The sequence below is a fragment of the Phreatobacter oligotrophus genome (assembly GCF_003046185.1).
In the GTDB taxonomy this organism is placed as follows: domain Bacteria; phylum Pseudomonadota; class Alphaproteobacteria; order Rhizobiales; family Phreatobacteraceae; genus Phreatobacter; species Phreatobacter oligotrophus.
The window spans coordinates 53,711-80,511 of record NZ_PZZL01000006.1; the positions used below are offsets into that span (position 1 = coordinate 53,711).

The window sequence follows — 26,801 nt, forward strand, 5'->3', positions numbered from 1 at the left end:
GGGCGAGCTCCAGAGAATTCTCGTTGTGCCTCACGCCGCAACGGCGGCAGGGGCGGCCTCGTTCGGCCGGAGGCCGAGGAGGTGGCAGACCGCATAGACGAGGTCCGCCCGGTTCATCGTGTAGAAGTGGAACTCGGTCACGCCGCGATCGACGAGATCGAGCGCCTGCTCGGCCGCCACTGCCGCGGCAATGAGCTTGCGGGTCGCCGGATCGTTCTCCAGGCCCTCGAAGCGCTTGGCGAGCCAGTCCGGCACGCTGGCGCCGGTGCGGGCGGCAAAGCCCGCCGTCTGCTTGAAGTTCTGCACCGGCACGATGCCCGGCACTATCGGAATGGTGATCCCGGCGGCGCGGACGCGGTCGAGGTAGCGCAGGTACACGTCGTTGTCGAAGAAGAACTGGGTAATGGCGCGCGTCGCGCCCGCATCGACCTTGCGCTTCAGCATGTCGATGTCGGTGTCGAGCGACGGGCTCTCCGGATGCTTCTCCGGATAGGCGGAGACCGACACCTCGAAATCGCCGATGGCGCGGATGCCGGCAATGAGCTCGGGCGAGCCCTCGTAGCCGCCGGGATGGCTCTCATAGGCCGTGCCGACGCCGCCCACGGGATCGCCGCGCAGCGCCACGATGTGGCGGACGCCCGCGGCCCAGTAGTCGCGGATGACCTCGTCCACCTGCGCCTTGGTCGCGGCGACGCAGGTCAGGTGCGCCGCCGGCTTCAGGCTGGTGTCCTTGACGATGCGCGAGACGGTCGCATGTGTGCGCTCACGGGTCGAGCCGCCGGCGCCATAGGTCACCGAGACGAAAGAGGGCTCGAGCGGGGCCAGACGCTCGATCGATTCCCACAGCGTCTGCTCCATCTCCTCGGTCTTCGGCGGGAAGAACTCGAAGGAGACCTTCAGACGGGAGCGCGAGACATAGCGGCTCGGCTTGTAGGCGGAGGACATCAGACGACCTCGATGGCTTTGGCCGCCGGGGGGACCGGGGCGTCGGTGAGAATGCGGGGGTCGCGGCCGACCCAGACGGAAACGGTGAGCTTGCCGCTGCCGGCCTCGTCGGCGACGAGGTTCTGGAAGCGGGTGGGCGTGAGGCCGGCAGCCGCCATCCAGCCCTCGACCACGTCGCGGGCGAAGCCGAGGCGGCGATGGGCATGGGCCTCGCGCAGGAATTCCTGCTCGTGGGGAGCAAAATCGACCACCACCAGACGCCCGCCGGGGCGCAGCACCCGCGCCGCCTCGCGGATGGCGCGGGCGCCGTCGTCGAGGAAGTGCAGGACCTGGTGGATGATCACCGCATCATAGGCATCGCGCGGCAGGGCGAGCGAGTAGATGTCGCCGGTGCGCACCGAACAATGGCGGATGCCAGCGCGGTCCAGCGCGGCGCGGGCCAGCGTCAGCATTTCGGGGCTGGCATCGATGCCGAGGCCGCGCTCGATCTCGGGCGCGAAGAGCTCCAGCATCCGGCCGGTGCCGGTGCCGAGGTCCAGAAGCGAACGCAGGGCGCCGCCGGCGAGGGCCTCGCGCACGGCGCGCTCCACCCGCTCTTCCGGGACATGCAGGGCGCGCAGCCGGTCCCAGTCCGCGGCATGGCGGCTGAAGAAGGCCTGCGCCTCCGACGACCGCTTGGCCCGCACCGCCGCGAGGCGATCGCGGTCGCTGGCAAGGATCGCATCGGTGGGATCGACCAGGGCGGCGAGCGCATCGACCGTGCGGGCGCCCGGCCCCTCCCCCGCGGCGCGGAAGAAGGCCCAGGAGCCCTCCTTCACCCGCTCAACGAGGCCGGCTTCCAGCAGCAGCTTCAAATGGCGCGAGATGCGCGGCTGCGACTGGCCGAGAATGTCGACCATGTCGGTGACGGTCAGCTCGGCCTCGACCAGCAGCGCGACGAGGCGCAGGCGCGTCGGTTCGCCAACGGCGCGGAGAACCGCGACGGCGTCGTCGAAACCGTAGCCGGGCTGGATCGCGCGGGCTGTCTTGGCGGCAGGGATCGTCACATCAACCACTCACATATAAAGATATCTTTATGCCCGATTGCTGGAGAGCGCAAGAGCCTCCGGCGCCCAATCCCCATCCAACCGGCGTTTTGTTCCGCCTTTGTTCTTGAGACTCGGACCGCCCGCTGCTAGCCTCCGGCCATGCCGCGCCCTGCCCCCTCGACGCGTCCCGATCCTGAACCCGAGCTGATGAACGGCACCGGAATGGAGGCCGCCGCGGCGCGCATCTTCGGGCTGCGCACCGCCCGCTCGCTCGATGTCGCCGGCGGCACCGGCATTGCCCAGGACCGCCGCCGCGGCCGCGGCACTTTGACCAACCCCTCCGGCCGCTTCGAGCGCGAGAGCCGCGAGGCCGTGGACGACGGCTGGAACAGCCTGGAGGAACTGCCGGCCTTCGCGACATCGGTGACCGAGGAGAAGGCGAAGCGGATCATCACCCGCAACGTGTCGCCCGACCTCAACTTCGACCGCTCCATCAATCCCTATCGCGGCTGCGAGCACGGCTGCACCTACTGCTTCGCCCGCCCAAGCCACGCCTATATGGGCCTCTCCCCCGGCCTCGATTTCGAGACGCGGCTCTTCGCCAAGCCCAATGCGCCGGAGCTGCTCGAGAAGGAGTTGGCGGCGCCGGGCTACCAGCCGCGCACCATCGCCATCGGCACCAACACCGACCCCTACCAGCCCATCGAGCGGCAGTGGAAACTGACGCGCCGCATCCTTGAAGTGCTGGAGGCGGCGAACCACCCGGTCGGCATCGTCACCAAGAACCACCTCGTCACCCGCGACATCGATATCCTCGCGCGCATGGCGGAGAAGGGCCTTGCCAAGGTGGCGATCTCCGTCACGACGCTGGACCCGAAGCTCGCCCGCTCGCTGGAGCCCCGCGCCTCCACCCCGCCCAAGCGGCTGGAAGCGATCCGGATGCTGTCGGAAGCCGGGATCCCGGCGGCGGTGCTGGTCGCGCCCATCATTCCCGTGGTCAATGACGCGGAGATCGAGCGCATTCTCGATGCCGCCTGGCACATGGGCGCCCGCGAGGCCGGCTATGTGCTGCTGCGCCTGCCCCACGAGATCCGCGACCTGTTCCGCGAGTGGCTCGTCGCCAACCGGCCCGATGCCGCCCGGCATGTCCTGTCGCTGATCCAGGACACCCGTGGCGGAAAGGACTATGACGCGACCTTCCACCTCCGGCAGAAGGGTACCGGCCCGTTCGCCTGGATGATCGGCCGGCGTTTCGAGATTGCCCGCGAGCGCCTCGGCTTCAACCGCCGCTCGCTGCGGCTGGAGACGCGCCACTTCACGCCGCCGCCGCGCAAGGGGCCGGCGGCTGCCGAGCAGCTCAGCCTGTTCTGACCATCGGGGCCGTCCCCGTCACTGCAAGGAGCCGTCATGGCCGCCATCGCCATCGTCACGCTGGGGGTCGCCGACGTCGCGCGGTCGACGGCCTTCTACGAGGCCATCGGCTTCCGGCGCTCAGTCGCACTGAGCCGCCCAAGCATCAGCTTCTTCGCCGCGGGCGGCACGGTGCTGGCGCTCTACGGGCATGGGGCGCTGGCCGAGGATGCGGGCCTTCCCGCCGAGCCCCGCGCGCCCTTCGGCGGTGTCACGCTGGCGCGCTGCCTCGCCTCCAAGGAGGCGGTGGACGCGGCTTTCGCCGCGGCACTCGCCGCTGGCGCGAGCACACTCAAGGCCCCGCATGACGCCTTCTGGGGCGGCTATTCCAGCTATGTCGCCGACCCCGACGGCCACCCGATCGAGATCGCCTGGAACCCCTTCATCCCCCTGCGACCCGACGGCTCGCTGGAGCTGCCGCCCGACCCGCCGGCCGCTTGAATCGCCACGTGAGCGGCTTGAATCGCCGCATCAACAGCCGGATTCTCGCTCTTCACGCCCGCCGCCAAGCCCCTGACTGGACTCATCTTTCACCCCGCCGGTTGAATCGGAACCGCAGCGGCGCTTGCCGGCTCGCAGGTCATCGGCGAGACAGGGGCATGGCCGTCCTGATTCCGACCTTCACCCTTGAGGCCCGTGCTCTCGCCCAGGGCTTCGCGCCGGTTGCCGGCGTTGACGAGGCGGGCCGCGGCCCGCTGGCCGGCCCGGTGGTCGCGGCGGCGGTGATCCTCGATCCACAGGCGATCCCCGAGGGCCTTGCCGATTCCAAGGTGCTGGACGAGCCGGCCCGCGAGGCGCTCTACGAGGCGGTAACGCGCTCGGCGCTGGCCTGCGCCATCGCCTCCTCCGGTCCCGCCCGGATCGATGCGACCGACATCCGCAAGGCGACCCTCCACGCCATGAGCCGGGCGGTGACGGCGCTGTCGATGCCGGCGCGCCATGTACTGGTCGATGGCCGTGACGTGCCGCCCCTGCCGCTCGGCGTGTCGGGCGAGGCCATCGTCGACGGCGACGCGCTGGTGCTCTCCATTGCCGCCGCCTCGATCCTCGCCAAGGTCCATCGCGACCGGCTGATGCGGCAGGTCCATGGCGCCTGTCCGCAATGGCGCTTCGACCAGCACAAGGGCTACGGCACCAAGGTCCACCGCGAGGCCCTGAAGGCCCACGGCCCCTCCCCGCACCACCGGATGACCTTCGGCTCGCTGAAGGCGATCAGGGAGGAGTGAGGAGCAACGGGGCCCCATCGATGGGCAGCGGACGGCCGTCGCTCTTGCGCAAACCTCTCGGCGTCATGCCCGGGCTCGGCCCGGGCATCCACGAATTCTCATGGGGCGGTGGTCAAGTCGTGGATACCCGGCACAAGGCCGGGCATGACGGAGGGGCGGCTATCGATCGGGGGGTTAAGGACAACCCTCGCCACGACGCGATGGGCGCCCCTTCCCCTCACATCCCCAGCGCCTTGCGGATGGTCAGCATGTCCCGCCAGGCCTGACGCTTGGCTATCGGGCTGCGCAGCAAATAGGCCGGGTGGAGCGTGGCGATGGCCTGGATCTCCCGCCCATCCTCCAGCGTGAAGGGCATGAGCCGCCCGCGCGCCTTCATGATGCCCTTGAGGCCGAGCAGCGTCTCCGTCGAGGGCGCGCCGACGCAGACCAAAAGGTCCGGCGCCTTGAGCGTGATCTGCCGGCGGATGAAGGGCTCGCAGATGGCGATCTCCTGCGGCGTCGGCGTGCGGTTGCCGGGCGGCCGCCAGGGAATGATGTTGGCGATATAGGCGTTGGTCGCGCGGTCGAGGCCGACGGAGGCCAGCATCCGGTCGAGCAACTGGCCCGAGCGCCCGACGAAGGGCTTGCCCTCGAGGTCCTCCTCGCGGCCGGGCGCCTCGCCGACGAACATGATGCGGGCATCGCGCGCGCCGTCCTCGAAGACGGTCTTCGAGGCGGTGGTCTTGAGGGCGCAGCCGTCGAAGGCCTCGACGATGGCCTTCAGCGCATCGAGGCTCATCGCGGCCCGTGCGGCATCGCGCGCGGCAGCCACCGCCGAATCGGGCGAGGGCGGCGCGCCCTCGGCGCTCACCGGACGCGGCCGGGCAACCGCCGGCGCCGCCATCTCCGCCGCGCGGGCGGCAGCCGCCTCGCGGCGGCGGGACAGCTCGGCATCGGCCTCGGCGAACCGGTCCACCGCCTCCTCGACAAGCGCCACGTCGATGCCCGCGTCGCGGTAGAAGACGAGCAGCGCCTCGATCTCATCAGGGGTAAGCGACAGGGTCATGGGGCCATCATAGGCGAAAGGCCGGAGCGCTGCGACCCGCTCCGGCCTTGCCTCTCCACCCGCTGCGACCGCCGGGGAGATGATGCTGGGCTGAAGAAACTCAGCGGCGCGGATTGGCGACCAGCTGCGGGCCGGCGGCGCCGCCATTCAGCGAAACCCACTGGTTCGGGTCGGTCTGCGATTGGCGCTTGATGAAGCGGTAGCCGGTCTCGTGCCAGAGCTTCACCTCGTTGGTGAAGTTGTCGAGGACGTAGTCGCCGCGATCGGTGACGACCGTCAGGATGGCATGGCCGTCGCCGTTGAGGTCGCGCACCACGGTGATGAGCATGGCCTCGCGCGGCACGCCGAGGGCGATGAGGCGGCGCTTCTTCTCCAGCACCAGGTCCTCGCAGTCGCCCTTCCCGTCCACCGGATAGGTCCAGTACTCCTCGACACCGAAGAGCTCGAGGTCGGTGACCTGCTGGATCTCGCGGTTCACCTGGACATTGATCCGGGCGAGCTGGGCGAAGGCGGCGGAGGTCAGCGTGACGCTGCGGGCGGCCGGCGAGCGCTGGGCGCAATCGACCGGATTCTCGTTGCAGAACTGCACCCAGCCGATGGGCGCCGAGGTGGCGGCGCCAGCGGCAAGCGAGGCGACGCGGCGCGGCTGTTGCGGCTGCTGAGCGGCAGCCTCGACGGCAATGCCGGCCATGCCGAAGGCAGCGATGAAAAACCAGGACGCAAAGCGAACCATGGGTGAAAACCCCTGAACCAACGATGACTGCCCTGCGACCCGGGGTCATTAATCTCCTGTTAATCTTTGCGGCACAAGAGGGGTTGTTAAGACATCGTTAACGGACCTTACCGAAGGGTTAACGCCTGCCGCGACGGGCGGCCGGACGTGCGGAAAGGGCCTGGCGGACGGCACCCCTCGGCCGCTCGACGCGTTGTCTTCGGCGGGAAGCCGTGCTTTAGAAACCTGCAAAACACCAAGGAAAGCCCTGCGCTTTCCGCAGTCACGAGGATGTTCGATGGCCGAAGCGATGGACCTGCCCGAGCGCGAGGGCATGGACTATGACGTCGTGATCGTCGGTGCCGGCCCGGCCGGCCTTGCCGCTGCCATCCGCCTTAAACAAATCGACGAAAATCTGTCCGTCGTGGTTGTGGAAAAGGGCTCCGAGGTCGGCGCCCACATCCTCTCCGGCGCCGTCATCGACCCCTCGGGCCTCGATGCGCTCCTCCCTGACTGGCGCGAGGACCCGGACCGCCCGCTGAAGCAGGAGGTCACCGACGACCGCTTCTACTTCCTCGGCCCCGCTGGCGGCATGCGCCTGCCGAATTTCGGCATGCCGAAGCTGATGAACAACCACGGCAACTTCATCGGCTCGCTGGGCAATGTCGCGAAGTGGCTCGGCGCCCGCGCCGAGGCGCTCGGCGTCGAGATCTATCCGGGCTTCGCCGCCGCCGAGGTGCTGTTCGACGACAAGGGCGCGGTCATCGGCGTCGCCACCGGCGACATGGGCATTGCCCGCGACGGCGAGATCACCGACCGCTTCACCCGCGGCATGGAGCTGCGCGGCCGCTACACCCTCTTCGCCGAGGGCGCCCGCGGCCACCTGACCAAGCAGCTCATCAAGCGCTTCAAGCTCGACGAGGGCCGCGAGCCCGGCAAGTACGGCATCGGCCTCAAGGAGGTCTGGCAGGTCAAGCCGGAGAACCACAAGCCGGGCCTCGTCCAGCATTCCTTTGGCTGGCCGCTGGACATGAAGACCGGCGGCGGCTCGTTCCTCTACCACGCCGAGGACAACCTCGTTTACGTCGGCTTCGTCGTCCACCTGAACTACGAGAACCCGACGCTCTCGCCCTTCGACGAGTTCCAGCGCTTCAAGCAGCACCCCATGGTCCGCCCGACTCTGGAGGGCGGCAAGCGCATCTCCTACGGCGCCCGCGCCATCACCGAGGGTGGCTGGCAGTCCGTGCCGAAGCTCGCCTTCCCCGGCGGCGCGCTGCTCGGCTGCGCGGCGGGCTTCGTCAACGTTCCCCGCATCAAGGGCTCGCACAACGCCGTCCATTCCGGGATGCTGGCGGCCGAGCACCTCGCCAAGGCGCTGGCCGAGGGCCGCTCGCATGACGAGCTCTCGGCCTACGAGGAGAGCTGGCGCTCCAGCGCCATAGGCAAGGACCTCTGGCCGGTGCGCAACGTCAAGCCGCTCTGGTCGAAGTTCGGCACGATCGGCGGCGTCATCCTCGGCGGCGTCGACATGTGGATCAACTCGATCTTCGGCGCCTCGCCCTTCGGCACGCTGAAGCACGGCAAGGCCGACTACGCGACGCTGAAGCCCATCGCCGAGGTGAAGCCGATCGTCTATCCGCGCCCGGACGGGGTGATCTCCTTCGACAAGCTGTCGAGCGTGTTCCTGTCGAACACCAATCACGAGGAGGACCAGCCGGTCCATCTCACGCTGAAGGACCCGGCGGTGCCGATCCGCGACAACCTGCCGATGTATGGCGAGCCGGCGCGGCTCTATTGCCCGGCGGGCGTCTACGAGGTGGTCTATGCCGATGCCGAGGCCAAGACCGACCCGAAATTCGTGATCAACGCGCAGAACTGCGTCCACTGCAAAACCTGCGACATCAAGGACCCCGCCCAGAACATCAACTGGGTGACGCCCGAGGGCGGCGGCGGCCCGAACTATCCGGGGATGTGAGGCGCGGCGCCTGTCCGCCACCTCCTGAACCGACCGAGGCTGTCTGCGTCCACCCTTCGGCGTCATGCCCGCCCTTGTGGCGGGCATCCACGACTTGACCACCGCATGACGAGAATTCGTGGATGCCCGGGCCAAGCCCGGGCATGACGGATCGGTCAGCGCATGACGTCCGATCGACGGAACTTCAGCCCCTCACCCGGTGCAGCGTCATTGTGTGGCCATTGCCGCAGCGCGACGAAATCCGGTCGCGGCTCTCCAGCGTCACCGCGCAGGACGTCTCCGACGTCTGGCTGCCATCGGCACAGCGGCCGCGGAAGGTCAGCCGCGAGGTGAAGCCGGTGAGGCGGCCGCGTCCCTCCGTGCCACAGCGGCCCGCCGCCTGCGTCTGGAACAGCTCGCGTGCCACGATGGTCGAACCGGTGACGCGGATCTCGACGCCGGCCCGCCCGCCGGGCTGCGCCGCCCAGAAGCCGGCGAAATCGGCGCCGCGCAGGCGCTGGCCCTGCTGGCCGCCCTGGCCCTGGGCCTGCGCCGCCGCTGGCAGGACGCCGCCGGCAAGCACCGCGAGGGCGAGGAGGGTGAGGGGCGCGCGCTTGGTCATGGCCTATCCTGTCGTCGCCGATCCTATCGACGGTCTTGCGGCGAATCCGTGACGCCAGCCTAGCGCGCCCGGCGCGTGGCGGCGACTTGCCCCCCGCCGGCCGGAGCGCTAGGCGAAAGCCGGGAGGGCCGCCATGTCGCTGAAGCAGACACCCGTCACGCTCACCATCGCCGAACTGACCGAAAGGTTCCCGGACTTTCGCGTGGCCGTGCTGGTCTGCGAGGGGCTCGCCATTCCCGCCAGCCGGCCGCCCGCCCTCGATGCCCTCATTGCCGAACGCGAGGCCGAGGCCCGCATGTCCTATGCCGGCACGGACCTCTCGGCCATTCCCGGCATCGCCGCCTGGAGGGCCGCCTACAAGGGCTTCGGCATCAAGAAGACGAGCTATCGCTGCTCGGTCGAGCGGCTGATGAAGAACGCCCTCGCCGAGCGGCCCCTGCCCGCCATCAATCCCTTCGTCGACGCCTACAACGCCGCCTCGCTGGCAGCCGTTGCCTGCGTCGGCGCCGACGATCTCGACAAGGCCGAGGGGCCCTTCGCCTTCCGCTTCGCCCGGCCCGACGACACGTTCATCGACATGGCGACCGAGGCCGGCGAGGACCCGAACGATCCACCGAAGGACGGCGAGGTGGTCTATGCCGGCGCCGGCCATGTTCTCTGCCGTCGCTGGAACTGGCGGCAGGACGCCCGCTCCATCATTACGCCGTCGACGCAGCGGGCCATCGTCACGGTCCAGACCAATGGCTGGGGCCATGTCGAGGCAGCGGCGGCCGACGCGGCCGACCTCATCACGCGCTTCTGCGGGGGCAGGGTCACGACAGCCATTGCGGATCAGGACCGGCCGACCGTCACCTTCGACTGAAACCGGGCCTCGTTGACCCTTCGTTACCCGTCACATCGGGTTTTTCGTCAAAGAAACCTCCCGCATTAAATCGCCCCTCACGGATGGTCAGGCAGGATGGCCGCAGTTTCCGTTTCCGCGGCGAGGAACCATGCCCGACAACGTGGCCATGAACTTCCGGAAGACCCGCGGTCGTCCCGCCGAAGAGGCGGCGCCCGCGAGCGGTCCGTCCCTCCTTCTGCTGGCCGGCGTGAGCCTTGCCGTGGGGGTCGCGGCTGTCAGCGTGATGGGAGGCTCGACCGCCCTCCCCGCCCTGCCGGCCATCGCCACGCCGTGGCGCAGCGCCCCGCCGCCGGTGGCCACCACCCCGGCCGAACCTGGCCCGCGCATCATGGCGGTGGTCCCGGGCGTGCGCGAGGTCTCGACCGCCGCGACCGGCATGACCCTCGTCAGCCCCGCTGCCATGGCCCAGGTCTATGCGCCGGTCGGCCCGGTCGTGCTGCGCCGTCCCGAGGGCTATGTCGAGATCGACGGTCCGCGCCTGCTGCCGCCGCCCATCGGCCCGCGCCGCGGCGGCAATGCCGTCTACGATCACGCTGCCGTCGTGGCGAACGAGCTCCGGACGCTCGCCTACACGCCCTGCGACCGCCACCTGCGCCACCTCGCGGCCGCCAACATCAATCTCTTTGTCGGCGGCTTCATGGCGCCGCGCACCCCGGTCAACACCGCCGCCCCCGCCGACGCCGCTTTCTGGCGCCGGGCCGAGGCCAGCATCATCCGCCGCGCCGTGGTGCCGCTGGCCGAAAAGGGCGCCCTGTCGGTGGAGGATTTCGGCCTCGACGCCTCGCCGCAGGCCCGCGGCCTGTTCGAGGGGCTGCCCACCAAGGTGATCACCTGCCGGTGAGGCTGGACAAAGCGCCGCGTTTTCGCCCCAATGCGGGCGTGTCATCCTGCGACGCAGCATTGAAGGCGAGCGGAGAGAATCATGCCTCCAGTCCTGATGGCGGCCGCGGTCGCGGGCATCGTGATCGCGACCTATGTGATGGTCCGCCGTTCGCTCCAGCTTCAGCCGAAGCCGGTGCGGGTCGACAAGCCCGTCCGTCGCCTGCGGCGCGATCCCGTGACCGGCGAATATCGCCCGTTCTGACGGCGGTTGACCCCCTCGCTACCGGTCTTTAAGGGACGACGCTCACCGTCCCGACAGGCCGCATCGCGATGTCCCGACCAGACCTTCCGCCGCACATGCGGCCCGATCGCTCGTTTCAGGGCCTGATCCTGGCGCTCCAGACCTTCTGGGCCGACAAGGGCTGCGTCATCCTGCAGCCCTACGACATGGAGGTCGGCGCCGGCACCTCCCATCCCGGCACCATGCTTCGCTCGCTCGGACCGAAGCCATGGAACGCGGCCTATGTGCAGCCCTCGCGGCGCCCGAAGGACGGCCGGTACGGCGAGAACCCGAACCGCCTCCAGCACTACTACCAGTTCCAGGTCATCCTGAAGCCGAACCCGCCGAACCTGCAGGAGCTCTATCTCGGCTCCCTGGAGGCGATCGGGCTGGATCCGAAGCTGCACGACATCCGCTTCGTCGAGGACGACTGGGAGAACCCGACGCTCGGCGCCTGGGGCCTCGGCTGGGAATGCTGGTGCGATGGCATGGAGGTCTCGCAGTTCACGTACTTCCAGCAGGTGGCCGGCATTGAATGCGCGCCGGTCTCCGGCGAACTGACCTACGGCCTCGAGCGCCTCGCCTGCTACCTGCAGAACGTCGAGAGCATCATGGAGCTGAACTTCAACGGCCGCGACGGCGCCGAGAAGGTCACCTACCGCGAGGTCTTCCTGCAGGCCGAGCAGGAATATTCCCGCTACAATTTCGAGCACGCCGACACGAGCGCCCTGTTCCGCCGCTTCGCCGAGGCCGAGGCCGAGTGCCGCTCGCTGCTGGCCAAGGGCGAAAGCGGCGAGCGTCACCTGATGGTGCAGCCCGCCTATGACCAGTGCCTGAAGGCCGGCCACGCCTTCAACCTCTTGGATGCCCGCGGCGTGATTTCGGTGACCGAGCGGCAGAGCTACATCCTGCGCGTCCGTGAACTGGCCAAGGCCTGCGGCACGGCCTGGCTGAAGACCGAAGCCGGTGGAGCCACGGCATGACCGCCATCACCCGCCGCATTCTCCTCGCGAGTGTCCTGGTCGCCGGATCGCCTGCCCTTGCGCAGCAGCCCCAGCGCCCGGCGCCGGCGCCAGCCGACCCTGTGGCGGCGCTGCGCGCCTTCTACGCCAAGCCCGGCCGCGCCTCGGTCAATCCGTTCCTAACCCCGCGTCTGCGCCGGCTCTACACCGAGCAGCAGGCCCGCTCGTGCCGGACCGGCGACGTGCTGCCCGGCCTCGACTTCGGCTTTGCCTGCGGCTGCCAGGACAGCGATGACGACTACCACACCCGCAACGTCTACCGGCTCGTGAGCCGCGACGAGCGGCGCGCCAAGGTGGCGGTGGCCGTGAAGGTCTTCGCCAGCGAGACCGAGGTTCGCACCATCACTTTCGATCTCGCCCTCGAGAACGGCCGCTGGCTGATCGACGACGTGGCAGGCTCGGACGAGCCGGCCTGGGTCCTGTCGCAGCTGTTGCAGATGCGTGAGTGACATGCCCGACCTGCTCCTCGAACTCCTCTCCGAAGAGATCCCGGCCCGCATGCAGGCGGATGCCGCCGCGCATCTGAAGAAGGCCGTCACCGACGCGCTGGTCGCAAGGGGCTGCCTCTATGAGGGCGCCCGCGTCCTCGTCACGCCGCGCCGCATCGCGCTCTCGGTCCATGGCCTGCCGCCGGCCTCGCCGGACGTCAAGGAAGAGCGCAAGGGCCCGCGCGTCGGCGCGCCCGAGGCCGCCATCCAGGGCTTCCTGAAGAGCGCCGGCCTCGCCTCCATCGACCAGGCCATCATCCAGTCCGACCCGAAGAAGGGCGACAGCTACATCGCCGTCATCGAGAAGCCGGGCCGCCCGACCCCCGACGTCATCGCCGAGATCGTGCCCGAGGTGATCCGCTCCTTCCCCTGGCCGAAATCGATGCGCTGGGGCGCCGCATCCACCTCGACCTCGTCGCTGCGCTGGGTGCGCCCGCTCCAGTCGATCCTCTGCACCTTCGGCCCCGAGACCGAGGAGCCGGCGGTGATCCCCTTCGCCGTGGACGGCATCGTCTCCGGCGACACCACCCGCGGCCACCGCTTCATGGCGCCGGCCACCATCCGCGCCCGGCGGATGGACGACTACCTGACGAGCCTCGACAAGGCCTTCGTCGTCGCCGACCCGGAGGAGCGCAAGCGCCGCATCCTCGCCGACGCGCGCAATCTCTGCTTCGCTCAGGGGTTCGAGCTGGTCGAGGACGAGGGGCTGCTGAACGAGGTCGCCGGCCTTGTCGAATGGCCCGTCGTGCTCATGGGCTCCTTCGAGGAGAGCTTCCTCGCCATTCCCGACGAGGTCATCCGCGCCACGATCCGCGCCAACCAGAAGTGCTTCGTGGTGCGCGACCCGAGGAACGGCCGCCTCGCCAACCGCTTCGTGCTCACCGCCAATATCGAGGCGAGCGATGGCGGCAAGGCCATCATCGCCGGCAACGAGCGCGTCATCCGTGCCCGCCTCTCCGACGCGCTCTATTTCTGGCAGACGGACCAGAAACCCCTCCCCGACTTCGAGAACGCAGCAGCCAAGCCGCTGGACCAGCGCATGGCGAAGCTGCGGGCCCTCAACGTCGTCTTCCACGAGAAGCTCGGCACGCAAGGGCAGCGCGTCGACCGCATCAAGGCGCTCGCCCGCCACATCGCGCCGCTGGTCGGCGCCGATCCGGATTTGGCCGAGCGCGCAGCGGAACTCGCCAAGGCCGACCTGATGACCGAGGTCGTCGGCGAATTTCCTGAAGTTCAGGGCCTGATGGGGCGGAAATATGCGCTGCTCCAGGGCGAGCACGAAAGCGTCGCCGCCGCCATCGAGGACCATTACAAGCCGCAGGGGCCGAGCGACCGCGTGCCGACCGACAAGGTCGCCGTGGCCGTGGCACTGGCCGACAAGCTGGATGTGCTGACCGGGTTCTGGCGCATCGACGAGAAGCCGACGGGCTCGAAGGATCCGTTCGCCCTGCGTCGTGCGGCCCTTGGTGTGATCCGCCTGCTGACGGACAACGGCCTGAAGTTCTCGCTCGGGCAGATCGGCGGCTTCTCGGCCGACCTCCTCTCCTTCTTCCACGACCGCCTGAAGGTCCTGCTGCGCGACCAGGGGCAGCGCCACGACCTCGTCGATGCCGTGCTGGCCTCCGGCGAGGGCAATGACGACCTTCTGCTCGTCGTCCGCCGCGTCGAGGCGCTCGCTGCCCTGCTCGGCACCGAGGACGGCAAGAACCTCCTCGCCGGCACCAAGCGCGCCATCAACATCCTGCGCATCGAGGAGAAGAAGGACGGCCGCGCCCATGACGGCGCGCCGGATGCCGCCCTCGTCGAGGCGAAGGGCTTGCCGGAGGAGAAGGCGCTGTTCGCCGAGCTGCAGTCCGCCTCGGCCCGGGCCCGCGACCATGTCGGCCGCGAGGACTATGCCGGCGCCATGAAGGCCCTCGCCGAGCTGCGCCCGGCGGTCGATGCCTTCTTCGACAAGGTGACGGTCAATGCCGACGACCCGGCGTTGCGCGAGAACCGCCTGCGCATCCTCGGCCAGCTCCGCGCCGCGACCGCGACGGTGGCGGACTTCTCGAAGATCGAGGGCTGAGTCCGCCGAGCAGTAGTCCTTCTCCCCCTGCGGGAGAAGGTGGCGCCGCATAGCGAGATGCGAACGCATCTCGCGTTCGCTCGATGCTATGCGCCGGATGAGGGGGCGGCGGAGCGGCTTCGGCCCCCTCACCCGCCCGCTGCCGCGGGCACCCTCTCCCACGAGGGGAGAGGGTTGCCGCATCGCTCGCCACAACCCTATCTCGAGCCAATCTCCATCACGCCCGCTAGAAGCATGGCCATGGCGGATTGCGGTTCGGGAGCCTGTTCCGAAGGGGCGCAGCTTGACCTCTCCCCGGCGGGGAGAGGTCGGCCGCAGGCCGGGAGAGGGGGCAAGGCCCGGAACCGACCAGCCCCGGAACCGACCGCCCCCTAGAGCGCCCGCCCGCCGCGCAGGACCGCCTCGGCCTCGACCGTCGGCGTGCCATAGCCGTCCTGCAGCACCAGGCCAGGCAGGATCGACACCGGCGCCCGCGAGCCCTTGGTGCCCGTGACGATGAGACGGATGGCCGGCGCGTCCGGCTTCGGATGGACCGGTCGCAGCGTGACGCCGCCGAACCGGCCCTTCATCGCCGCCAGCAGCGCCTCGGGGCGATCGGCGCGGTGGATCAGCGTCACCGTCCCGCCCGGCCGGAGCACGGCCACGGCGGTCCGCAGGAAGCCCGCCAGCACCTCGTCGCCACCGGTATGGGCGAGGCTGCGGCGCGCGCCGGGCGAGGCGCGGTGGCGCGGCGCATCGTGGAAGGGCGGATTGGTGATGACCCGGTCGATCTGGCCGACCAGCAGGCCCGCCTTGTCGCGCGACGTGCCACGGGCGAGCGCATCCATCACCACCACGCGGCTGCGATTGCCGAAGCCATTGGCGCTGGCATTGCGCTCAGCGAGGGCCGCGAGTTCCGGGTCGATCTCGACGAGGGTCAGGAAACATTGCGGCACGCGCGCCGCGAGGCAGAAGGCGGCGGTGCCGACACCGGCGCCAAGGTCGAGAATGCGGTCGCCCGGCACAGCCGGAACGGCAGCGGCGAGCAGCACCGCATCATGCCCGGCGCGGTGCCCGGTGCGCGGCTGGTGGATCTGCACGCGTCCACCCAGCACCGTATCGGCCGTGATGTCCAGCAGCGGGTCGCTGAGTGCGTTCATCTGCATAGTGTTGCATACAATACCGTGAGGATGAACACGTGACGTGCACGTCAAGCCGAAGGAATGAGCTTCGGCGTCACGGCGGACCGACCCTCAGCGTGTCGCCCCAGCCGGCCTCGACGATGGCCCGGCGCGCCCGCGGCGCATCTTCCGTGGCGACCAGAATGCGCATGGGAAATGCGGCGATCCGCGCCTCCAGCGCCGAGACATGGCGATCGGCGACGAGATAGTCGATGTCCTCTCCCGACAGCAGGGCCTCGACGGCGCTGACGAGCACCGGGTCGCCGGTGCGGATGATTTCCTCCAAGCGGTATCTCCTTCCGGCCTATGCCCTCCGCTGATGGGCGGCTGCCGCGACCTCTCGCCGCTGCCGCGCGCCTTTTCGTGACCGGCCGCAGCTTGAGAAGACCACGCCTCCGCCCTATTGTCCCGCCATCATTTCGCCCCTATCCCGGGGCGGCGACCCGCGCTCCCGCGCGGGCGGGTTTCGTGGAGCATGGCGTGGCAGTCGTCGTCCCCTTCGAGAAGGACAGGGCCTCGATCGAGGCATTGGTCGGGGCCACGAGGGCCGACATGGACCGGGTGAATGCGATGATCATCTCGCGCACCGGGTCCGAGGTCACCATGATCCCGGAGGTGGCGAACCACCTGATTTCCTCCGGCGGCAAGCGCCTGCGTCCCATGCTCACCCTCGCGACGGCCGCCCTCGCCGGCTACCAGGGCGAGGGCCACGTGAAGCTCGCCGCCGCCGTGGAGTTCATGCACACCGCGACGCTGCTGCACGACGACGTCGTCGATGAGAGCGACATGCGCCGCGGCAAGCCGGCCGCCCGCATGGTCTGGGGCAACGAGGCCTCGGTGCTGGTCGGCGACTTCCTGCTCGGCCAGGCCTTCAAGATGATGGTGGAGGTCGGCTCGCTCCGCGCCCTCGACATCCTGTCGACCGCCGCGGCCGTCATCGCCGAGGGCGAGGTGATGCAGCTCGCCGCCGCCAAGAACACCTCGACCACCGAGGATGAATATCTCGCCGTCATCCGCGGCAAGACCGCCGAGCTCTTCGCCGCGGCCTGCGAGGTCGGCCCGGTCATCGCCGAGCGCCCCAAGGCCGAGCAGGCGGCTGCCCGCGCCTATGGCATGAACCTCGGCATCGCCTTCCAGCTCGTCGACGACGCGCTCGACTATGGCGGCAAGTCGCAGAAGCTCGGCAAGAACACCGGCGACGATTTCCGCGAGGGCAAGATCACCCTGCCCGTCGTGCTGGCCTTCCGCCGCGGCTCCGAGCAGGAGCGCGCCTTCTGGAAGAAGGTGCTGGTCGATGGCGCGATCACGGATGGGGACCTGGAAACCGCCATCGGCTTCATGACCCGCCACGGCGCCCTCACCGATACGATCGAGCGCGCCCGCCATTACGGCGAGATGGCCAAGGACGCCCTCGCCCTCTTCCCCGACAGCGCCATGAAGGACGCCCTCGTCCAGGCCGTCGACTTCTGCATCGCCCGGGCCCACTGAGCCCGTGGCGACGATGGACGACAGCGGCGCCCTCGTCCTGTTCTCCGGAGGCCAGGATTCAGCGACCTGCCTCGCCTGGGCGCTGGACCGCTTCAACCATGTCGAGACGCTCGGCTTCGACTACGGCCAGCGCCATGCCGTCGAGCTGGAATGCCGCGCCACCGTGCGCGACGGGCTGGCGACGGTGAATGCCGACTGGGGCGTCCGCCTCGGTCCCGACCACACGCTGGGCCTTGCCGCCCTCGGCGAGGTCTCGGACACGGCGCTCACCCGCTCGGTCGAGATCGCCATGACCGACCAGGGCCTGCCCAACACCTTCGTGCCGGGCCGCAACCTCGTCTTCCTGACCTTCGCGGCGGCGCTCGCCTATCGGCGCGGCCTCAAGCACATCGTCGCCGGCATGTGCGAGACCGACTATTCCGGCTATCCGGACTGCCGCGACGACACGATCAAGGCGCTGCAGGTGGCCCTCAACCTCGGCATGGAGAGCCGGTTCGTGCTCCACACGCCGCTGATGTTCATCGACAAGGCGGAGACCTGGCGGCTGGCCGAGCGGCTGGGCGGCGAGCCACTGGTGGAGCTCATCCGCGCGGAGAGCCATTCCTGCTATCTCGGCGACCGCGAGCACCTCCATGACTGGGGCCATGGCTGCGGCACCTGCCCGGCCTGCCACCTGCGCGCCGCCGGCTGGCGGCGGTATCGCGGCGGGTGAGGCTGCCCGCCGTTCCGCACGCGCCGTTCCAGGCTCTCGACCAAGCCTCCACGGCTCGAACCGGGCATACCTGATCTTACGCAAACAGAGCCGCCGCACACCTCTCCCCGGCGGGGAGAGGTCGACGAGCGCAGCGAGGCGGGAGAGGGGGAGAGACCTCTCCGGACCAGCCAAGCCCCCTCTCCCGGCCTTCGGCCGACCTCTCCCCGCCGGGGAGAGGTGAAGGAGGCGGAGAGCCCCCGGCCCTCACCCCAGCATGGTCGGCTTCACCCACCAGCCCGGATGAACCGCTGCGATCGCCTTGCCCGCGCTCGCCGCCGCGCGGCAGGTGTCGAAGAGCCCGAACACCGTCGCGCCCGACCCGGACATGCGCGCAAAGCGGCAACCGGGATCGGCCCTGAGCGCCGCAAGGGCGGTTGCGACCTCTGGCGCCAGCGCCACCGCCGGCGCTTCGAGATCGTTGCGCGAAGCCGCGATGAGCGACAGCAGCCCGGCGCGCTTAGGCGCGGGGGATGCCTCCAACGCCGTCGCCGGATCGCCGTCCCGCTCCGTCCCAGCCGCAAGGCCCAGCGCGCGGAACACCGCCGGCGTCGACACCGCCACCCCGGGATTGACGAGGAGCGCCGGCAGGCGCGGCAGCGACAGTGGAGCCCCGAGGTCGTGACCCGTGCCGCGCATGAACCGCGGCCGGGGGTCGAGACAGACCGGCACGTCCGAGCCGGTGGCCCGCGCCGCCGCCATCACCCGCTCATCCCCGAGGGACAGGCCGCCCGCCCGCGCCAGCAGCCTCAGCGCCGCCGCCGCATCCGACGATCCGCCGCCAAGGCCGGCCGCCACGGGCAGCCGCTTCACCAGGGTGAAGGTGCCGCCGGGAACCGGCGCCGTCTCCGCGAGCGTGCGGGCAGCGCGCAGCACGAGGTTGTCGCTGTCAGGACCGGCGGCGGCCGCCGTCCGGCCGCGGACGACGAGGCGATAGCCCTCGCCCCCGGGCGTGAACCGCAGCTCGTCGCCGCTGCGGGCGAAGACCACGAGGCTTTCGAGGTCATGGTAGCCGTCGGGCCTGCGCCGGCGCACGACGAGGGTGAGGTTCACCTTCGCCGGCGCGCGGTCGACGCTCGCGACATCGGCCATGGCGGCAGGCCGCAGCCGTCAGTTCGGCTTCGGCGCCGGGGCGGCCTCGCCGGAGGCCCGGCTGGTCTCCTGCGGAATCTCGCGCAGGCCATTGGCGATCTTGTCGAGGATGCGCACGAGATCGTCGGGCTCGGGCTTGAGGTCGCGGGCATGGTTCCACTGGAACCGCGCCTCGAGCTCGCGGCCGACCTTCCAGTAGGCATCGCCCAGATGGTCGTTGATAACCGGATCCTCGGGCTTCAGCTCGATGGCGCGCTCCAGCTCCACCACGGCCTCCTCGAAGCGACCCATGCGGTAATAGGCCCAGCCGAGGCTGTCAACGATGTAGCCGTCCTCGGGCGTCAGCTCGACGGCCTTCTTCACGAGGTCGAGGCCCTGTTCGAGGTTCACGCCCTGGTCGACCCAGGAATAGCCGAGATAGTTCAGCACCTGCGCGCGGCCGCGGACATTGTTCTCCGGGATCAGCTCCAGCGCCTTCTTCAGGTCTGCCTCGGCCTTGGCCCACTGCTTGGTGCGCTCAAAGGCGATGCCGCGGAAGTAGAAATAGATCCAGTGCTGCGCGGTCGGCGTCGGGATCAGTGCCAGCGCCCTGGAATAGGTCTCGGCGGCCTCGGCGAAGAGCTTGCGGGCGCGCTGGATGTTGCCGAGCGCCTGGATCGCCTCGAGGTCCTGCGGGTTGCGGGCGATCAGCTCCGACAGGGACTGGCGGGCCTCGTCGGTGCGGTCGATCTGCTCGAGGTTCAGCGCCCGCTGGATCTGGGCGTTGCGATAGAGCGGCGAGCGCTCCGGCATGTCCTCGAAGGCGGTGATCGCCCGGCGCGGCAGCTTGAGGAACTCATAGAGATCGGCGAGCGACAGGATCGCCATCTCGTGCTGCGGCTCGAGATAGCGCGCGAGCTGGAGATAGATCAGCGCAAGGTCCTCGCCGCCCTGGCGCGACAGGGCCGAGCCGAGGCCGTAGAGGACCTCGGCCGCACCGGCCTGGCTGGTGCGGACGAGAACCGGCAGACCGCCGGGCTGGCCGACGCGCTCCTGCAGCTCGACGATGATCGGATGGTTCGGGATGACCTTGTCATAGGCCGCGAAGATGCGCCGCGCCTCATCGGCATTGCGGGCGCGCGAGGCCCATCGGCCATAGGCATCGACGATGCGCAGGATGGTCGGGTCCTGCTTGTAGGCCTCTTCCAGCCGCTGGCCGGCCTCGGCGCGCCGACCGGCGGCATCGAGGATCAGGCCGGCATGGAAATTCTTGAACAGCGCATACCAGTCGGCGCCGGTCAGCCGGTCGAGAGCGGCGACGCCCGCCTGCGGCTCGCCCGAGCCGAGATGGGTCCAGGCGATGAGCAGCGCCGAGGTGAGGTCGGCATTGGCGCGCGGGGCGGCGGTGAGATGCGTGCGCGCCGTCTGGAACTGCCGCGCCTTGATGGCGCGCATGGCCAGCGCCAGGCGGGCGAGGCGATGGGCGCGATCGACCTGGATCAGCCGCTCGGCGAGCGGCATGGCCTCGTCGGCATTGCCATCAGCGAGCGTGGTGATGAAGGCGCGCTCGAGGATCTCGTTGTTGCGCGGGTCCTGCCGCAGCGCGGCGCGCCAGTAGACCGAGGCGGTGGCCGTGTCGCGCACATTGGAGGCGAGGCGGGCGGCGAGCACATTGCCGTAGACCGACGAGCGCAGGGCGTCGCGGAAGGTCGGCGTCGGCCCGAGCGGCTCGAACGTCTGGTTGCGGGACTGGGCGAAGGCCGACGACACGGCGGCGAGCGCTAGGCCGGCGGCGAGCGCCACGACGCGAATCGGGGTCAGAATATTCACTCGTCGCTCTCTCGTGTCCCGATGGGAAAAGGGGGGCGCAGCATGCGTTTGCGCGCCGGACGGGCCTGCGGACCTTGGCCAGAATGCCTCCGAAACCGGTGATCCGCAAGGCGACCTTCGCCCCGGACTTGGGCGATGCCGTGGCCATCCTGCCCGTGCTTTGCGGCAGCGGCGGGGCTGGTCTCGCGCTTGTGATCGGCCCGTCGCGATGCTTGAACCCCGGGCACGAAGCCGCTAGCACCCGCTCGCGAGGCCACCGCCTCCGACCACGGACGGATTACCATGGCCCCGACGCCCGCCTCACCCGCCGACGACCTTCTCACCGTCCGCGACCTCCTGCGCTACGCCGTCTCGCGCTTCGGCGCGGCAAAGCTCGCCTATGGCCACGGCACGACGACCGCCTTGGACGAGGCCGCCTTCATGCTGCTCGAAGGCCTGTCGCTGCCCATCGATGACCTCGCGCCCTGGCTGGAGGCCCGCCTGACCCGCCCCGAGCGCGAGACGCTCCTCGGCCTGATCGAGGCCCGCGTCACCACCCGCAAGCCGGCGCCCTACCTGCTCGGCCGCGCCTATATCCAGGGCGTGCCCTTCCGGGTCGACGAACGGGTCATCATCCCGCGCTCCTATCTCGGCGAGATGATGATGACCGGCGCGCTGGCCGGCGACGGCGCGGGGCCGGTGCCCGACCCCTTCGCGGTGGAGCGCGTCCTCGACCTCTGCACCGGCTCGGGCTGCCTCGCCATTCTCGCCGCCATGGCCTTTCCCGAGGCGAGTGTCGATGCCGTGGACCTCTCCAGCGATGCGCTGGAGGTGGCGAAGCTCAACGTCGCCGACCACGAGATGGGCGAGCGCGTCAGGCTCCTTCAGGGCGACCTCTTCGCGCCGCTCAAGGGCCAGCGCTACGACCTCATCATCACCAACCCGCCCTATGTGGCGCAGGGCGAGGTCGACGCCTTCCCGGCGGAGTTCAAGGCCGAGCCGGTCATGGCCCATCTCGGCGGCGCCGACGGGCTGGACATCGTCCGCCGCATCCTGCGGACGGCCGGGGACCACCTCACGCCGGATGGCGGCCTGCTCTGCGAGATCGGCACGGGCCGCGACATCCTCGAGGAGGAGTTCGACCTGCCCTTCCTCTGGCTGGATTCGGAGGAGAGCGAGGGCGAGGTCTTCTGGCTGACGGCGAGGGACCTGGCGGGGCGCTGAGACCCGGAGAGAGGACTGGCCCCTCACCCTTCCCTCTCCCCGCCGGGGAGAGGGGGACTTTGACGCCCCGCTTCGCCTGACACGTTTCCGCCAGGCACGAGCGGTATCGATGGCCCGTTTCGCTGTTGCCCCCTCTCCCCGCTTGCGGGGAGAGGGAAGGGTGAGGGGCCAAGGCCGACCCTGTTCCCCTAACCTTCGATCAGCGCGCGAACTTCTTGTACTGGATGCGCTTCGGGATGGTGGAGTCGATGCCGAGGCGGCGCTTCTTGTCCTCCTCGTAGTCCGCGAAATTGCCCTCGAACCACTCCACATGGCTGTCGCCCTCGAAGGCGAGGATGTGGGTGGCGATGCGGTCGAGGAACATGCGGTCGTGGCTGATGATGACAGCGCAGCCGGCATAATCCTCGAGCGCCTCTTCCAGCGCGCGCAGGGTGTCGACGTCGAGGTCGTTGGTCGGCTCGTCGAGCAGCAGGACGTTGGCGCCGCGCTGCAGGATCTTGGCGAGGTGGACGCGGTTGCGCTCACCGCCGGAGAGCTGGCCGACCTTCTTCTGCTGGTCGCCGCCCTTGAAGTTGAAGGCGCCGCAATAGGCGCGGGCGTTGATCTCGCGCTTGCCGAGATAGAGGATCTCGTTGCCGCCGGAGATCTCCTCATAGACCGTCTTGTTGGCGTCGAGGCTGTCGCGCGACTGGTCGACATAGCCGAGCTTCACCGTCTCGCCGATCTCGATGGCGCCGGAATCCGGCTTCTCCTGGCCGGTGATCATGCGGAACAGCGTGGTCTTGCCGGCGCCGTTCGGGCCGATGACGCCGACAATGCCGCCTGGCGGCAGCTTGAACGACAGGTCGTCGATGAGCAGCTTGTCCTGGAAGCCCTTGGACAGGTTCTGGAACTCGATGACGTTGTTGCCGAGCCGCTCGGCGATCGGAATGATGATCTGCGCCGTCGTCGGGCCCTTCTCGGCCGCCGCCTTCACCAGATCCTCGTAGCGCTGGATGCGGGCCTTGTTCTTGGCCTGGCGCGCCTTGGGCGAGGCGCCCATCCACTCCGCCTCGCGGGCGAGCGTCTTGAGGCGCGTCTCCTCCTCGCGGCCCTCCTGCTGGAGGCGCTTCTGCTTCTGCTGCAGCCAGGAGGAATAGTTGCCCTCGTAGGGGATGCCCTTGCCGCGGTCGAGCTCCAAGATCCAGCCCGTGACATTGTCGAGGAAGTAGCGGTCGTGGGTGACGATCAGGATCGCGCCGGGATAGGTCCGCAGGTGCCCCTCGAGCCAGGCCGTGGTCTCGGCATCGAGGTGGTTGGTCGGCTCGTCGAGCAGCAGGACTTCCGGCTGGTCCAGCAGCAGCTTGCAGAGCGCCACGCGGCGCTTCTCGCCGCCCGACAGCTTCTCGACCGCCCAGTCATCCGGCGGGCAGCGCAGGGCGTCCATGGCCTGGTCGACCTGGCTGTCGAGATCCCACAGGCCCTTGGCCTCGATCTCGTCCTGCAGCTTCGCCATCTCGTCCGCGGTCTCGTCCGAATAGTTCATGGCGAGATCGTTGTAGCGGTCGAGGATCGCCTTCTTGGCGGCGACGCCGAGCATGACATTCTCGCGGACGTTCAGCGTGCTGTCGAGCTGCGGCTCCTGCGGCAGGTAGCCGACGCGCACGCCGTCCGCCGCCCAGGCCTCGCCGGTATATTCCTTGTCGACCCCGGCCATGATGCGCAGCAGGGTGGACTTACCCGCGCCGTTGATGCCGAGCACGCCGATCTTGGCGTCCGGGTAGAAGGAGAGATGGACGTTCTCCAGCACCTTCTTGCCGTTCGGATAGGCCTTGGTAAGGCCGGACATGTGATAGGCGAACTGGCGGGCCATGGCGTCGGGCGTCCTCGAAGGTCTCGGGCGCAAGGGGATGCGCCGCCGCGAGACGGAAGTCGGATGGGTGGCCGCGAGATAGCGGGCGCGGCACCGCCCCGCAAGCGCCCTGCGGCCTTTTCGTCCGCCATTTTTCGGTGACACGTGGGCGCAATGCAGCAAGATTACGCAGGTCGAGACGGCGGATTCCGCCGGCGCAAGGGAGGGACCCCATGAAGACCAGCATCATCACCACGCTCGCCGCTGCGGGCATCCTCGCCGCCGGCATGGCCGCCGCCGGCGCCCAGCAGCTCACCGGCCGCTACACGGTCATCGGCGACAACGGCAATGGCACGGGCTATCGCGGCGTCGCGGTGATCTCGGGCACCGCAGGCGGCAATTGCGGCATCCGCTGGGCCATTCCCAACACGCCGCCGACGCAAGGGTTCTGCATGCGCCAGGGCAACGTGCTCTCGGCCGCCTACAAGCTCGGCGAGGCCGTCGGCCTCGTGGTCTATCGCATCAACGACGACGGCACCCTCGACGGCACCTGGACCATTGCCGGCCAGGAAGGCGTCGGCCGCGAGCGGCTGGTCCCGGCACAGTAAGGCGCGCCGGTTCTTGACCTCTCCCCGGCGGGGAGAGGTCGCTCCAAGCGTTGCGAGGATCGGTTGAGGGGGAGCCTCTGAAGACCATGGAATGGCCCCCTCTCCCGGCCTGCGGCCGACCTCTCCCCGCCAGGGAGAGGTGAGGAGCGCGCCGCCGCAAAGGCAGGGGCACGCAGGCCCGCTTCGCCTAATCCAGCCCCTTGAGGAAGCCGAGGAGAAGGCCGCTCACCTCCTCCGCCCGCTCCTGCTGGATCCAGTGGCCAGCGCCTTCCAGCAGATGCACGCCGCGGCAGCCCGGCAAGGTCGTGGCATAGGCCTCGATCTGCGCCTTCGAGGCGGGGAAGTGCATCACCCCGTCCTGGGTTCCCGCGATGAACAGCGAGGGCTGACGGATCGGCTGGCCGCGCCAGGGCGCCGTGATATGGGCGTTGCGGCGCAGGTTCCGGTACCAGTTGAGCCCGCCGCGGAAGCCGGAATGGGCGAACTGCCCGGCCATGTAGGCCATGTGGCTGTCGGGCAGCCAGTCAGGCATGGCTGACGGCGGATCGGTGTTGGCGATGATGCCCCCCGGCGTCTTAAGCCGGATCATCGACTTGCGCTTGCCCTCGCGCCCGCCGAAACCGTCGCCATAGATGCGCTTCAGGCTGTCTTCCGGGTCGGCGTCGAGTTCGGCCTCGGCCACGCCCGGCACCTGGAAATACTGCATGTAGAAGTCACGGATGCCGAGCTTCTCCAGCGCCGTGAGCAGGTCCGTGTAGCCCGGCGGGGTCCAGGGCACGCTCATGCCGACCACGGCGCGGAACAGGTCCGGCCGCAGCAGCGCGCAATGCCAGGCGACGGGGGCGCCCCAGTCATGGCCGACGACGATCGCGATATCGGCCCCCAGCACCTTCAGCAGCTCGACCTGGTCGGCGACGAGGTCGAGGATCGAATAGCGCTCGATCTCGGCCGGCGCGTCGGTATGGCCATAGCCGCGCATGTCGGGGGCGACGGCCCGGTAGCCGGCCGCGGCCACCGCCCGCATCTGGTGCCGCCAGGACGCCCAGCCCTCGGGCCAGCCATGGCAGAACAACACGAGAGGCCCCTCGCCGATCTCGGCGATGCGCATGGTGATGCCATTCGCCTTGACCTGCCGGAGGCGGATCTCGGCCTCGTCTGCTGTCGTCATGGCGGGGGCTCCACTGCGGCGAAGGAACGGCGAGCCTGCCCCGCGGGTTGGCCTTTGCCCATTCCCCCGAACAGGAGTCCCCCCATGCCCCGCGGTGACAAGTCGGCCTATACCGGCAAGCAGAAGCGCAAGGCAGAGCATATCGAGGAGAGCTACCGCGAGCGCGGCGCCTCCGAGGACCGGGCCGAGGCCATTGCCTGGGCCACGGTCAACAAGGAGAGCGGCGGCGGCAACGCCTCAGGCTCGGGCCGCGGCAAGCCCGATACGAAGGTCGCGGCCAGGCGCGGCGGCAAGAAGGGTGGCAAGAAGGGCGGCGCGGCGAGCGCATCCCGCACCGCCGCCGAACGCTCCGCCTCAGCGAAGAAGGCCGCCGCGACCCGCAAGCGCAACGCCACCCAGCACTGAAGCCCATCGGCCGCTCGGCCGATCTTGAAGGCGCGCGGGCGGAGGTCTTCACTGATCGCCCGATCAGCCCTCAGGAGGCTCCGTGGCCGCAGCGCCAGCCGGTCCGTCGCGCACCTCGTCGCGGGAGGAGATCCTCAACGCGGCCGAGGAGGTCTTTGCCGCGCGGGGATATGCGGGTGCTTCGATGCGGGCGATTGCCGAGGCTGCCGGGGTCGCCCAGGCCCTGCTGCACTACCATTTCCGCACCAAGGAGGGCCTGTTCGAGGCCATGTTCCTGCGCCGCGCGGCGGCCATCAACCGCATCCGCATCGCGCGTCTCGACGCCATGCTGGCGCGGGGCAGGCCGAGCGTCGAGGACATCATCGAGGCGCTGCTGCGGCCCGCGGTCGAGACCGGCGACGAACCCAATCAGGGTGGACCGCGCTTCGCCGCCCTCATCCTCGAGCTCACCACCGCCGATGCCGACTGGCAGCGTGACCTCATGGCGCGCGCCTATGACGCCATGGCAGACCGCTTCATCGCGGCGCTGATGACCGCCCTGCCCGGCCTCGACCGGGCCTCCGCCACCTGGGGCTATCTCTTCGTCGTCGGCGCCGCCCTCAGCCAGATGCCGACGACCGGCCGCGCCCACCGCCTGTCGCGGGGGGCCGCGGATGATGCCGACAGCGACGCGATGATCGCCCGCGCCATCGTCTTCGCGGCGGCGGGCCTGCGCGCCCTCGCCGTTCCCACACCCGACGCCTTCGAGACCTGAGAGACC

27 protein-coding genes are annotated in these 26,801 nt (G+C 69.5%); 16 read left to right on the plus strand and 11 right to left on the minus strand.

The annotated features are described in order from the left end of the window. Positions 1-30: 30 nt before the first annotated feature. Both metF and C8P69_RS14685 read right to left on the minus strand, forming a co-directional pair. A complete protein-coding gene (metF, locus tag C8P69_RS14680; protein WP_211353832.1) occupies positions 31-945 on the minus strand; it encodes a methylenetetrahydrofolate reductase [NAD(P)H] in 915 nt (304 codons plus the stop codon). Further along, positions 945-1,991: an ArsR/SmtB family transcription factor gene (locus C8P69_RS14685; protein ID WP_420541444.1), complete on the minus strand. Its 1,047-nt coding sequence runs from the start codon at positions 1,989-1,991 to the stop codon at positions 945-947. Before C8P69_RS14685 ends, metF begins: the two co-directional genes overlap by 1 nt. A gap of 141 nt (positions 1,992-2,132) precedes the next feature. Here C8P69_RS14685 and C8P69_RS14690 point away from each other — a divergent pair, with 141 nt between their 5' ends. The 3 genes from C8P69_RS14690 (at position 2,133) to C8P69_RS14700 (ending at position 4,609) form a co-directional block, all read left to right on the plus strand. Beyond that, positions 2,133-3,344: a PA0069 family radical SAM protein gene (locus C8P69_RS14690; protein ID WP_425440762.1), complete on the plus strand. Its 1,212-nt coding sequence runs from the start codon at positions 2,133-2,135 to the stop codon at positions 3,342-3,344. A gap of 36 nt (positions 3,345-3,380) precedes the next feature. Continuing rightward, positions 3,381-3,824, plus strand: coding sequence for a VOC family protein (locus C8P69_RS14695; RefSeq protein WP_108178185.1), 444 nt, complete (start codon positions 3,381-3,383; stop codon positions 3,822-3,824). A 158-nt stretch (positions 3,825-3,982) separates the two neighbouring features. Further along, a complete protein-coding gene (locus C8P69_RS14700; RefSeq protein ID WP_108178186.1) occupies positions 3,983-4,609 on the plus strand; it encodes a ribonuclease HII in 627 nt (208 codons plus the stop codon). A 217-nt stretch (positions 4,610-4,826) separates the two neighbouring features. Here C8P69_RS14700 and C8P69_RS14705 read toward each other — a convergent pair whose 3' ends face one another. After that, on the minus strand, positions 4,827-5,654 hold the full coding sequence (locus C8P69_RS14705; protein ID WP_108178187.1) for a uracil-DNA glycosylase: 828 nt from the start codon (positions 5,652-5,654) through the stop codon (positions 4,827-4,829). A gap of 100 nt (positions 5,655-5,754) precedes the next feature. Further along, positions 5,755-6,387 carry a transglutaminase-like cysteine peptidase gene (locus C8P69_RS14710; protein ID WP_108178188.1) on the minus strand — a complete coding sequence of 211 codons (633 nt, stop codon included), beginning with the start codon at positions 6,385-6,387 and terminating at the stop codon, positions 5,755-5,757. A gap of 277 nt (positions 6,388-6,664) precedes the next feature. On the opposite strand from C8P69_RS14710, the gene C8P69_RS14715 reads away from it, so the two are divergent. Next, positions 6,665-8,341: an electron transfer flavoprotein-ubiquinone oxidoreductase gene (locus C8P69_RS14715; RefSeq protein WP_245902059.1), complete on the plus strand. Its 1,677-nt coding sequence runs from the start codon at positions 6,665-6,667 to the stop codon at positions 8,339-8,341. A gap of 184 nt (positions 8,342-8,525) precedes the next feature. On the opposite strand, the gene C8P69_RS14725 is transcribed toward C8P69_RS14715, so the two are convergent. Further along, the gene (locus tag C8P69_RS14725) at positions 8,526-8,942 is read right to left on the minus strand and encodes a hypothetical protein (protein ID WP_108178190.1); all 417 of its coding nucleotides are present in this window, start codon (positions 8,940-8,942) and stop codon (positions 8,526-8,528) included. Between the two features lie 133 nt (positions 8,943-9,075). Between C8P69_RS14725 and C8P69_RS14730 the strand changes: the two genes are divergently transcribed. From C8P69_RS14730 to glyS, 6 genes are all read left to right on the plus strand, one after another. Next, positions 9,076-9,804: a B3/B4 domain-containing protein gene (locus C8P69_RS14730; protein WP_108178191.1), complete on the plus strand. Its 729-nt coding sequence runs from the start codon at positions 9,076-9,078 to the stop codon at positions 9,802-9,804. A 130-nt stretch (positions 9,805-9,934) separates the two neighbouring features. Then, positions 9,935-10,687 carry a hypothetical protein gene (locus C8P69_RS14735; protein WP_108178192.1) on the plus strand — a complete coding sequence of 251 codons (753 nt, stop codon included), beginning with the start codon at positions 9,935-9,937 and terminating at the stop codon, positions 10,685-10,687. Positions 10,688-10,768: 81 nt separating this feature from the next. Further along, positions 10,769-10,930 carry a hypothetical protein gene (locus C8P69_RS23910; RefSeq protein WP_170118253.1) on the plus strand — a complete coding sequence of 54 codons (162 nt, stop codon included), beginning with the start codon at positions 10,769-10,771 and terminating at the stop codon, positions 10,928-10,930. A 68-nt stretch (positions 10,931-10,998) separates the two neighbouring features. Beyond that, on the plus strand, positions 10,999-11,931 hold the full coding sequence (locus C8P69_RS14740) for a glycine--tRNA ligase subunit alpha (protein WP_108178193.1): 933 nt from the start codon (positions 10,999-11,001) through the stop codon (positions 11,929-11,931). Further along, complete coding sequence (locus C8P69_RS14745) at positions 11,928-12,419, plus strand: DUF3828 domain-containing protein (protein ID WP_108178194.1); 492 nt, start codon at positions 11,928-11,930, stop codon at positions 12,417-12,419. The genes C8P69_RS14740 and C8P69_RS14745 overlap by 4 nt, the downstream gene beginning before the upstream one ends. Position 12,420: 1 nt before the next feature. Then, on the plus strand, positions 12,421-14,526 hold the full coding sequence (glyS, locus tag C8P69_RS14750) for a glycine--tRNA ligase subunit beta (RefSeq protein WP_108178195.1): 2,106 nt from the start codon (positions 12,421-12,423) through the stop codon (positions 14,524-14,526). Positions 14,527-14,897: 371 nt separating this feature from the next. Here the strand turns inward: glyS and C8P69_RS14755 are convergent, their stop codons facing one another. Next, positions 14,898-15,665, minus strand: a complete 768-nt coding sequence (locus C8P69_RS14755) for a tRNA1(Val) (adenine(37)-N6)-methyltransferase (RefSeq protein WP_211353833.1) — start codon at positions 15,663-15,665, stop codon at positions 14,898-14,900. A gap of 76 nt (positions 15,666-15,741) precedes the next feature. After that, positions 15,742-15,972, minus strand: a complete 231-nt coding sequence (locus C8P69_RS14760) for a putative signal transducing protein (protein WP_108178197.1) — start codon at positions 15,970-15,972, stop codon at positions 15,742-15,744. Between the two features lie 194 nt (positions 15,973-16,166). On the opposite strand from C8P69_RS14760, the gene C8P69_RS14765 reads away from it, so the two are divergent. Continuing rightward, on the plus strand, positions 16,167-17,174 hold the full coding sequence (locus C8P69_RS14765) for a polyprenyl synthetase family protein (protein ID WP_108178198.1): 1,008 nt from the start codon (positions 16,167-16,169) through the stop codon (positions 17,172-17,174). A gap of 13 nt (positions 17,175-17,187) precedes the next feature. After that, the gene (gene queC, locus C8P69_RS14770; protein WP_108178199.1) at positions 17,188-17,886 is read left to right on the plus strand and encodes a 7-cyano-7-deazaguanine synthase QueC; all 699 of its coding nucleotides are present in this window, start codon (positions 17,188-17,190) and stop codon (positions 17,884-17,886) included. A gap of 246 nt (positions 17,887-18,132) precedes the next feature. Here queC and C8P69_RS14775 read toward each other — a convergent pair whose 3' ends face one another. Continuing rightward, entirely contained in the window at positions 18,133-19,017 is an 885-nt protein-coding gene (locus tag C8P69_RS14775) for a 4-(cytidine 5'-diphospho)-2-C-methyl-D-erythritol kinase (protein ID WP_108178200.1), read from the minus strand. 18 nt (positions 19,018-19,035) lie between these two features. Further along, a complete protein-coding gene (locus tag C8P69_RS14780) occupies positions 19,036-20,826 on the minus strand; it encodes a tetratricopeptide repeat protein (RefSeq protein ID WP_108178201.1) in 1,791 nt (596 codons plus the stop codon). A gap of 282 nt (positions 20,827-21,108) precedes the next feature. Here C8P69_RS14780 and prmB point away from each other — a divergent pair, with 282 nt between their 5' ends. Continuing rightward, positions 21,109-22,029: a 50S ribosomal protein L3 N(5)-glutamine methyltransferase gene (gene prmB, locus C8P69_RS14785; protein ID WP_108178202.1), complete on the plus strand. Its 921-nt coding sequence runs from the start codon at positions 21,109-21,111 to the stop codon at positions 22,027-22,029. Between the two features lie 199 nt (positions 22,030-22,228). On the opposite strand, the gene ettA is transcribed toward prmB, so the two are convergent. Next, entirely contained in the window at positions 22,229-23,881 is a 1,653-nt protein-coding gene (ettA, locus tag C8P69_RS14790) for an energy-dependent translational throttle protein EttA (protein WP_108178203.1), read from the minus strand. Between the two features lie 212 nt (positions 23,882-24,093). Here ettA and C8P69_RS14795 point away from each other — a divergent pair, with 212 nt between their 5' ends. Continuing rightward, a complete protein-coding gene (locus C8P69_RS14795; RefSeq protein WP_108178204.1) occupies positions 24,094-24,468 on the plus strand; it encodes a hypothetical protein in 375 nt (124 codons plus the stop codon). A gap of 187 nt (positions 24,469-24,655) precedes the next feature. On the opposite strand, the gene C8P69_RS14800 is transcribed toward C8P69_RS14795, so the two are convergent. Then, entirely contained in the window at positions 24,656-25,636 is a 981-nt protein-coding gene (locus C8P69_RS14800) for an alpha/beta fold hydrolase (protein ID WP_108178205.1), read from the minus strand. Between the two features lie 84 nt (positions 25,637-25,720). On the opposite strand from C8P69_RS14800, the gene C8P69_RS14805 reads away from it, so the two are divergent. Both C8P69_RS14805 and C8P69_RS24460 read left to right on the plus strand, forming a co-directional pair. Beyond that, positions 25,721-26,041 (plus strand): plasmid stabilization protein, encoded by a 321-nt coding sequence (locus C8P69_RS14805; RefSeq protein WP_108178206.1) that lies wholly within the window; start codon positions 25,721-25,723, stop codon positions 26,039-26,041. A gap of 82 nt (positions 26,042-26,123) precedes the next feature. Further along, positions 26,124-26,795, plus strand: a complete 672-nt coding sequence (locus tag C8P69_RS24460; RefSeq protein ID WP_281260051.1) for a TetR/AcrR family transcriptional regulator — start codon at positions 26,124-26,126, stop codon at positions 26,793-26,795. Positions 26,796-26,801: the final 6 nt, after the last annotated feature.

Coding starts and splice junctions, on each gene's coding strand:
- metF (WP_211353832.1), bottom strand. CDS start 945: ATGTCCTCCGCCTACAAGCCGAGCCGCTATGTCTCGCGCTCCCGTCTG.
- C8P69_RS14690 (WP_425440762.1), top strand. CDS start 2,133: ATGCCGCGCCCTGCCCCCTCGACGCGTCCCGATCCTGAACCCGAGCTG.
- C8P69_RS14695 (WP_108178185.1), top strand. CDS start 3,381: ATGGCCGCCATCGCCATCGTCACGCTGGGGGTCGCCGACGTCGCGCGG.
- C8P69_RS14700 (WP_108178186.1), top strand. CDS start 3,983: ATGGCCGTCCTGATTCCGACCTTCACCCTTGAGGCCCGTGCTCTCGCC.
- C8P69_RS14705 (WP_108178187.1), bottom strand. CDS start 5,654: ATGACCCTGTCGCTTACCCCTGATGAGATCGAGGCGCTGCTCGTCTTC.
- C8P69_RS14710 (WP_108178188.1), bottom strand. CDS start 6,387: ATGGTTCGCTTTGCGTCCTGGTTTTTCATCGCTGCCTTCGGCATGGCC.
- C8P69_RS14715 (WP_245902059.1), top strand. CDS start 6,665: ATGGCCGAAGCGATGGACCTGCCCGAGCGCGAGGGCATGGACTATGAC.
- C8P69_RS14725 (WP_108178190.1), bottom strand. CDS start 8,942: ATGACCAAGCGCGCGCCCCTCACCCTCCTCGCCCTCGCGGTGCTTGCC.
- C8P69_RS14730 (WP_108178191.1), top strand. CDS start 9,076: ATGTCGCTGAAGCAGACACCCGTCACGCTCACCATCGCCGAACTGACC.
- C8P69_RS14735 (WP_108178192.1), top strand. CDS start 9,935: ATGCCCGACAACGTGGCCATGAACTTCCGGAAGACCCGCGGTCGTCCC.
- C8P69_RS23910 (WP_170118253.1), top strand. CDS start 10,769: ATGCCTCCAGTCCTGATGGCGGCCGCGGTCGCGGGCATCGTGATCGCG.
- C8P69_RS14740 (WP_108178193.1), top strand. CDS start 10,999: ATGTCCCGACCAGACCTTCCGCCGCACATGCGGCCCGATCGCTCGTTT.
- C8P69_RS14745 (WP_108178194.1), top strand. CDS start 11,928: ATGACCGCCATCACCCGCCGCATTCTCCTCGCGAGTGTCCTGGTCGCC.
- glyS (WP_108178195.1), top strand. CDS start 12,421: ATGCCCGACCTGCTCCTCGAACTCCTCTCCGAAGAGATCCCGGCCCGC.
- C8P69_RS14755 (WP_211353833.1), bottom strand. CDS start 15,665: ATGAACGCACTCAGCGACCCGCTGCTGGACATCACGGCCGATACGGTG.
- queC (WP_108178199.1), top strand. CDS start 17,188: ATGGACGACAGCGGCGCCCTCGTCCTGTTCTCCGGAGGCCAGGATTCA.
- C8P69_RS14775 (WP_108178200.1), bottom strand. CDS start 19,017: ATGGCCGATGTCGCGAGCGTCGACCGCGCGCCGGCGAAGGTGAACCTC.
- prmB (WP_108178202.1), top strand. CDS start 21,109: ATGGCCCCGACGCCCGCCTCACCCGCCGACGACCTTCTCACCGTCCGC.
- ettA (WP_108178203.1), bottom strand. CDS start 23,881: ATGGCCCGCCAGTTCGCCTATCACATGTCCGGCCTTACCAAGGCCTAT.
- C8P69_RS14795 (WP_108178204.1), top strand. CDS start 24,094: ATGAAGACCAGCATCATCACCACGCTCGCCGCTGCGGGCATCCTCGCC.
- C8P69_RS14800 (WP_108178205.1), bottom strand. CDS start 25,636: ATGACGACAGCAGACGAGGCCGAGATCCGCCTCCGGCAGGTCAAGGCG.
- C8P69_RS14805 (WP_108178206.1), top strand. CDS start 25,721: ATGCCCCGCGGTGACAAGTCGGCCTATACCGGCAAGCAGAAGCGCAAG.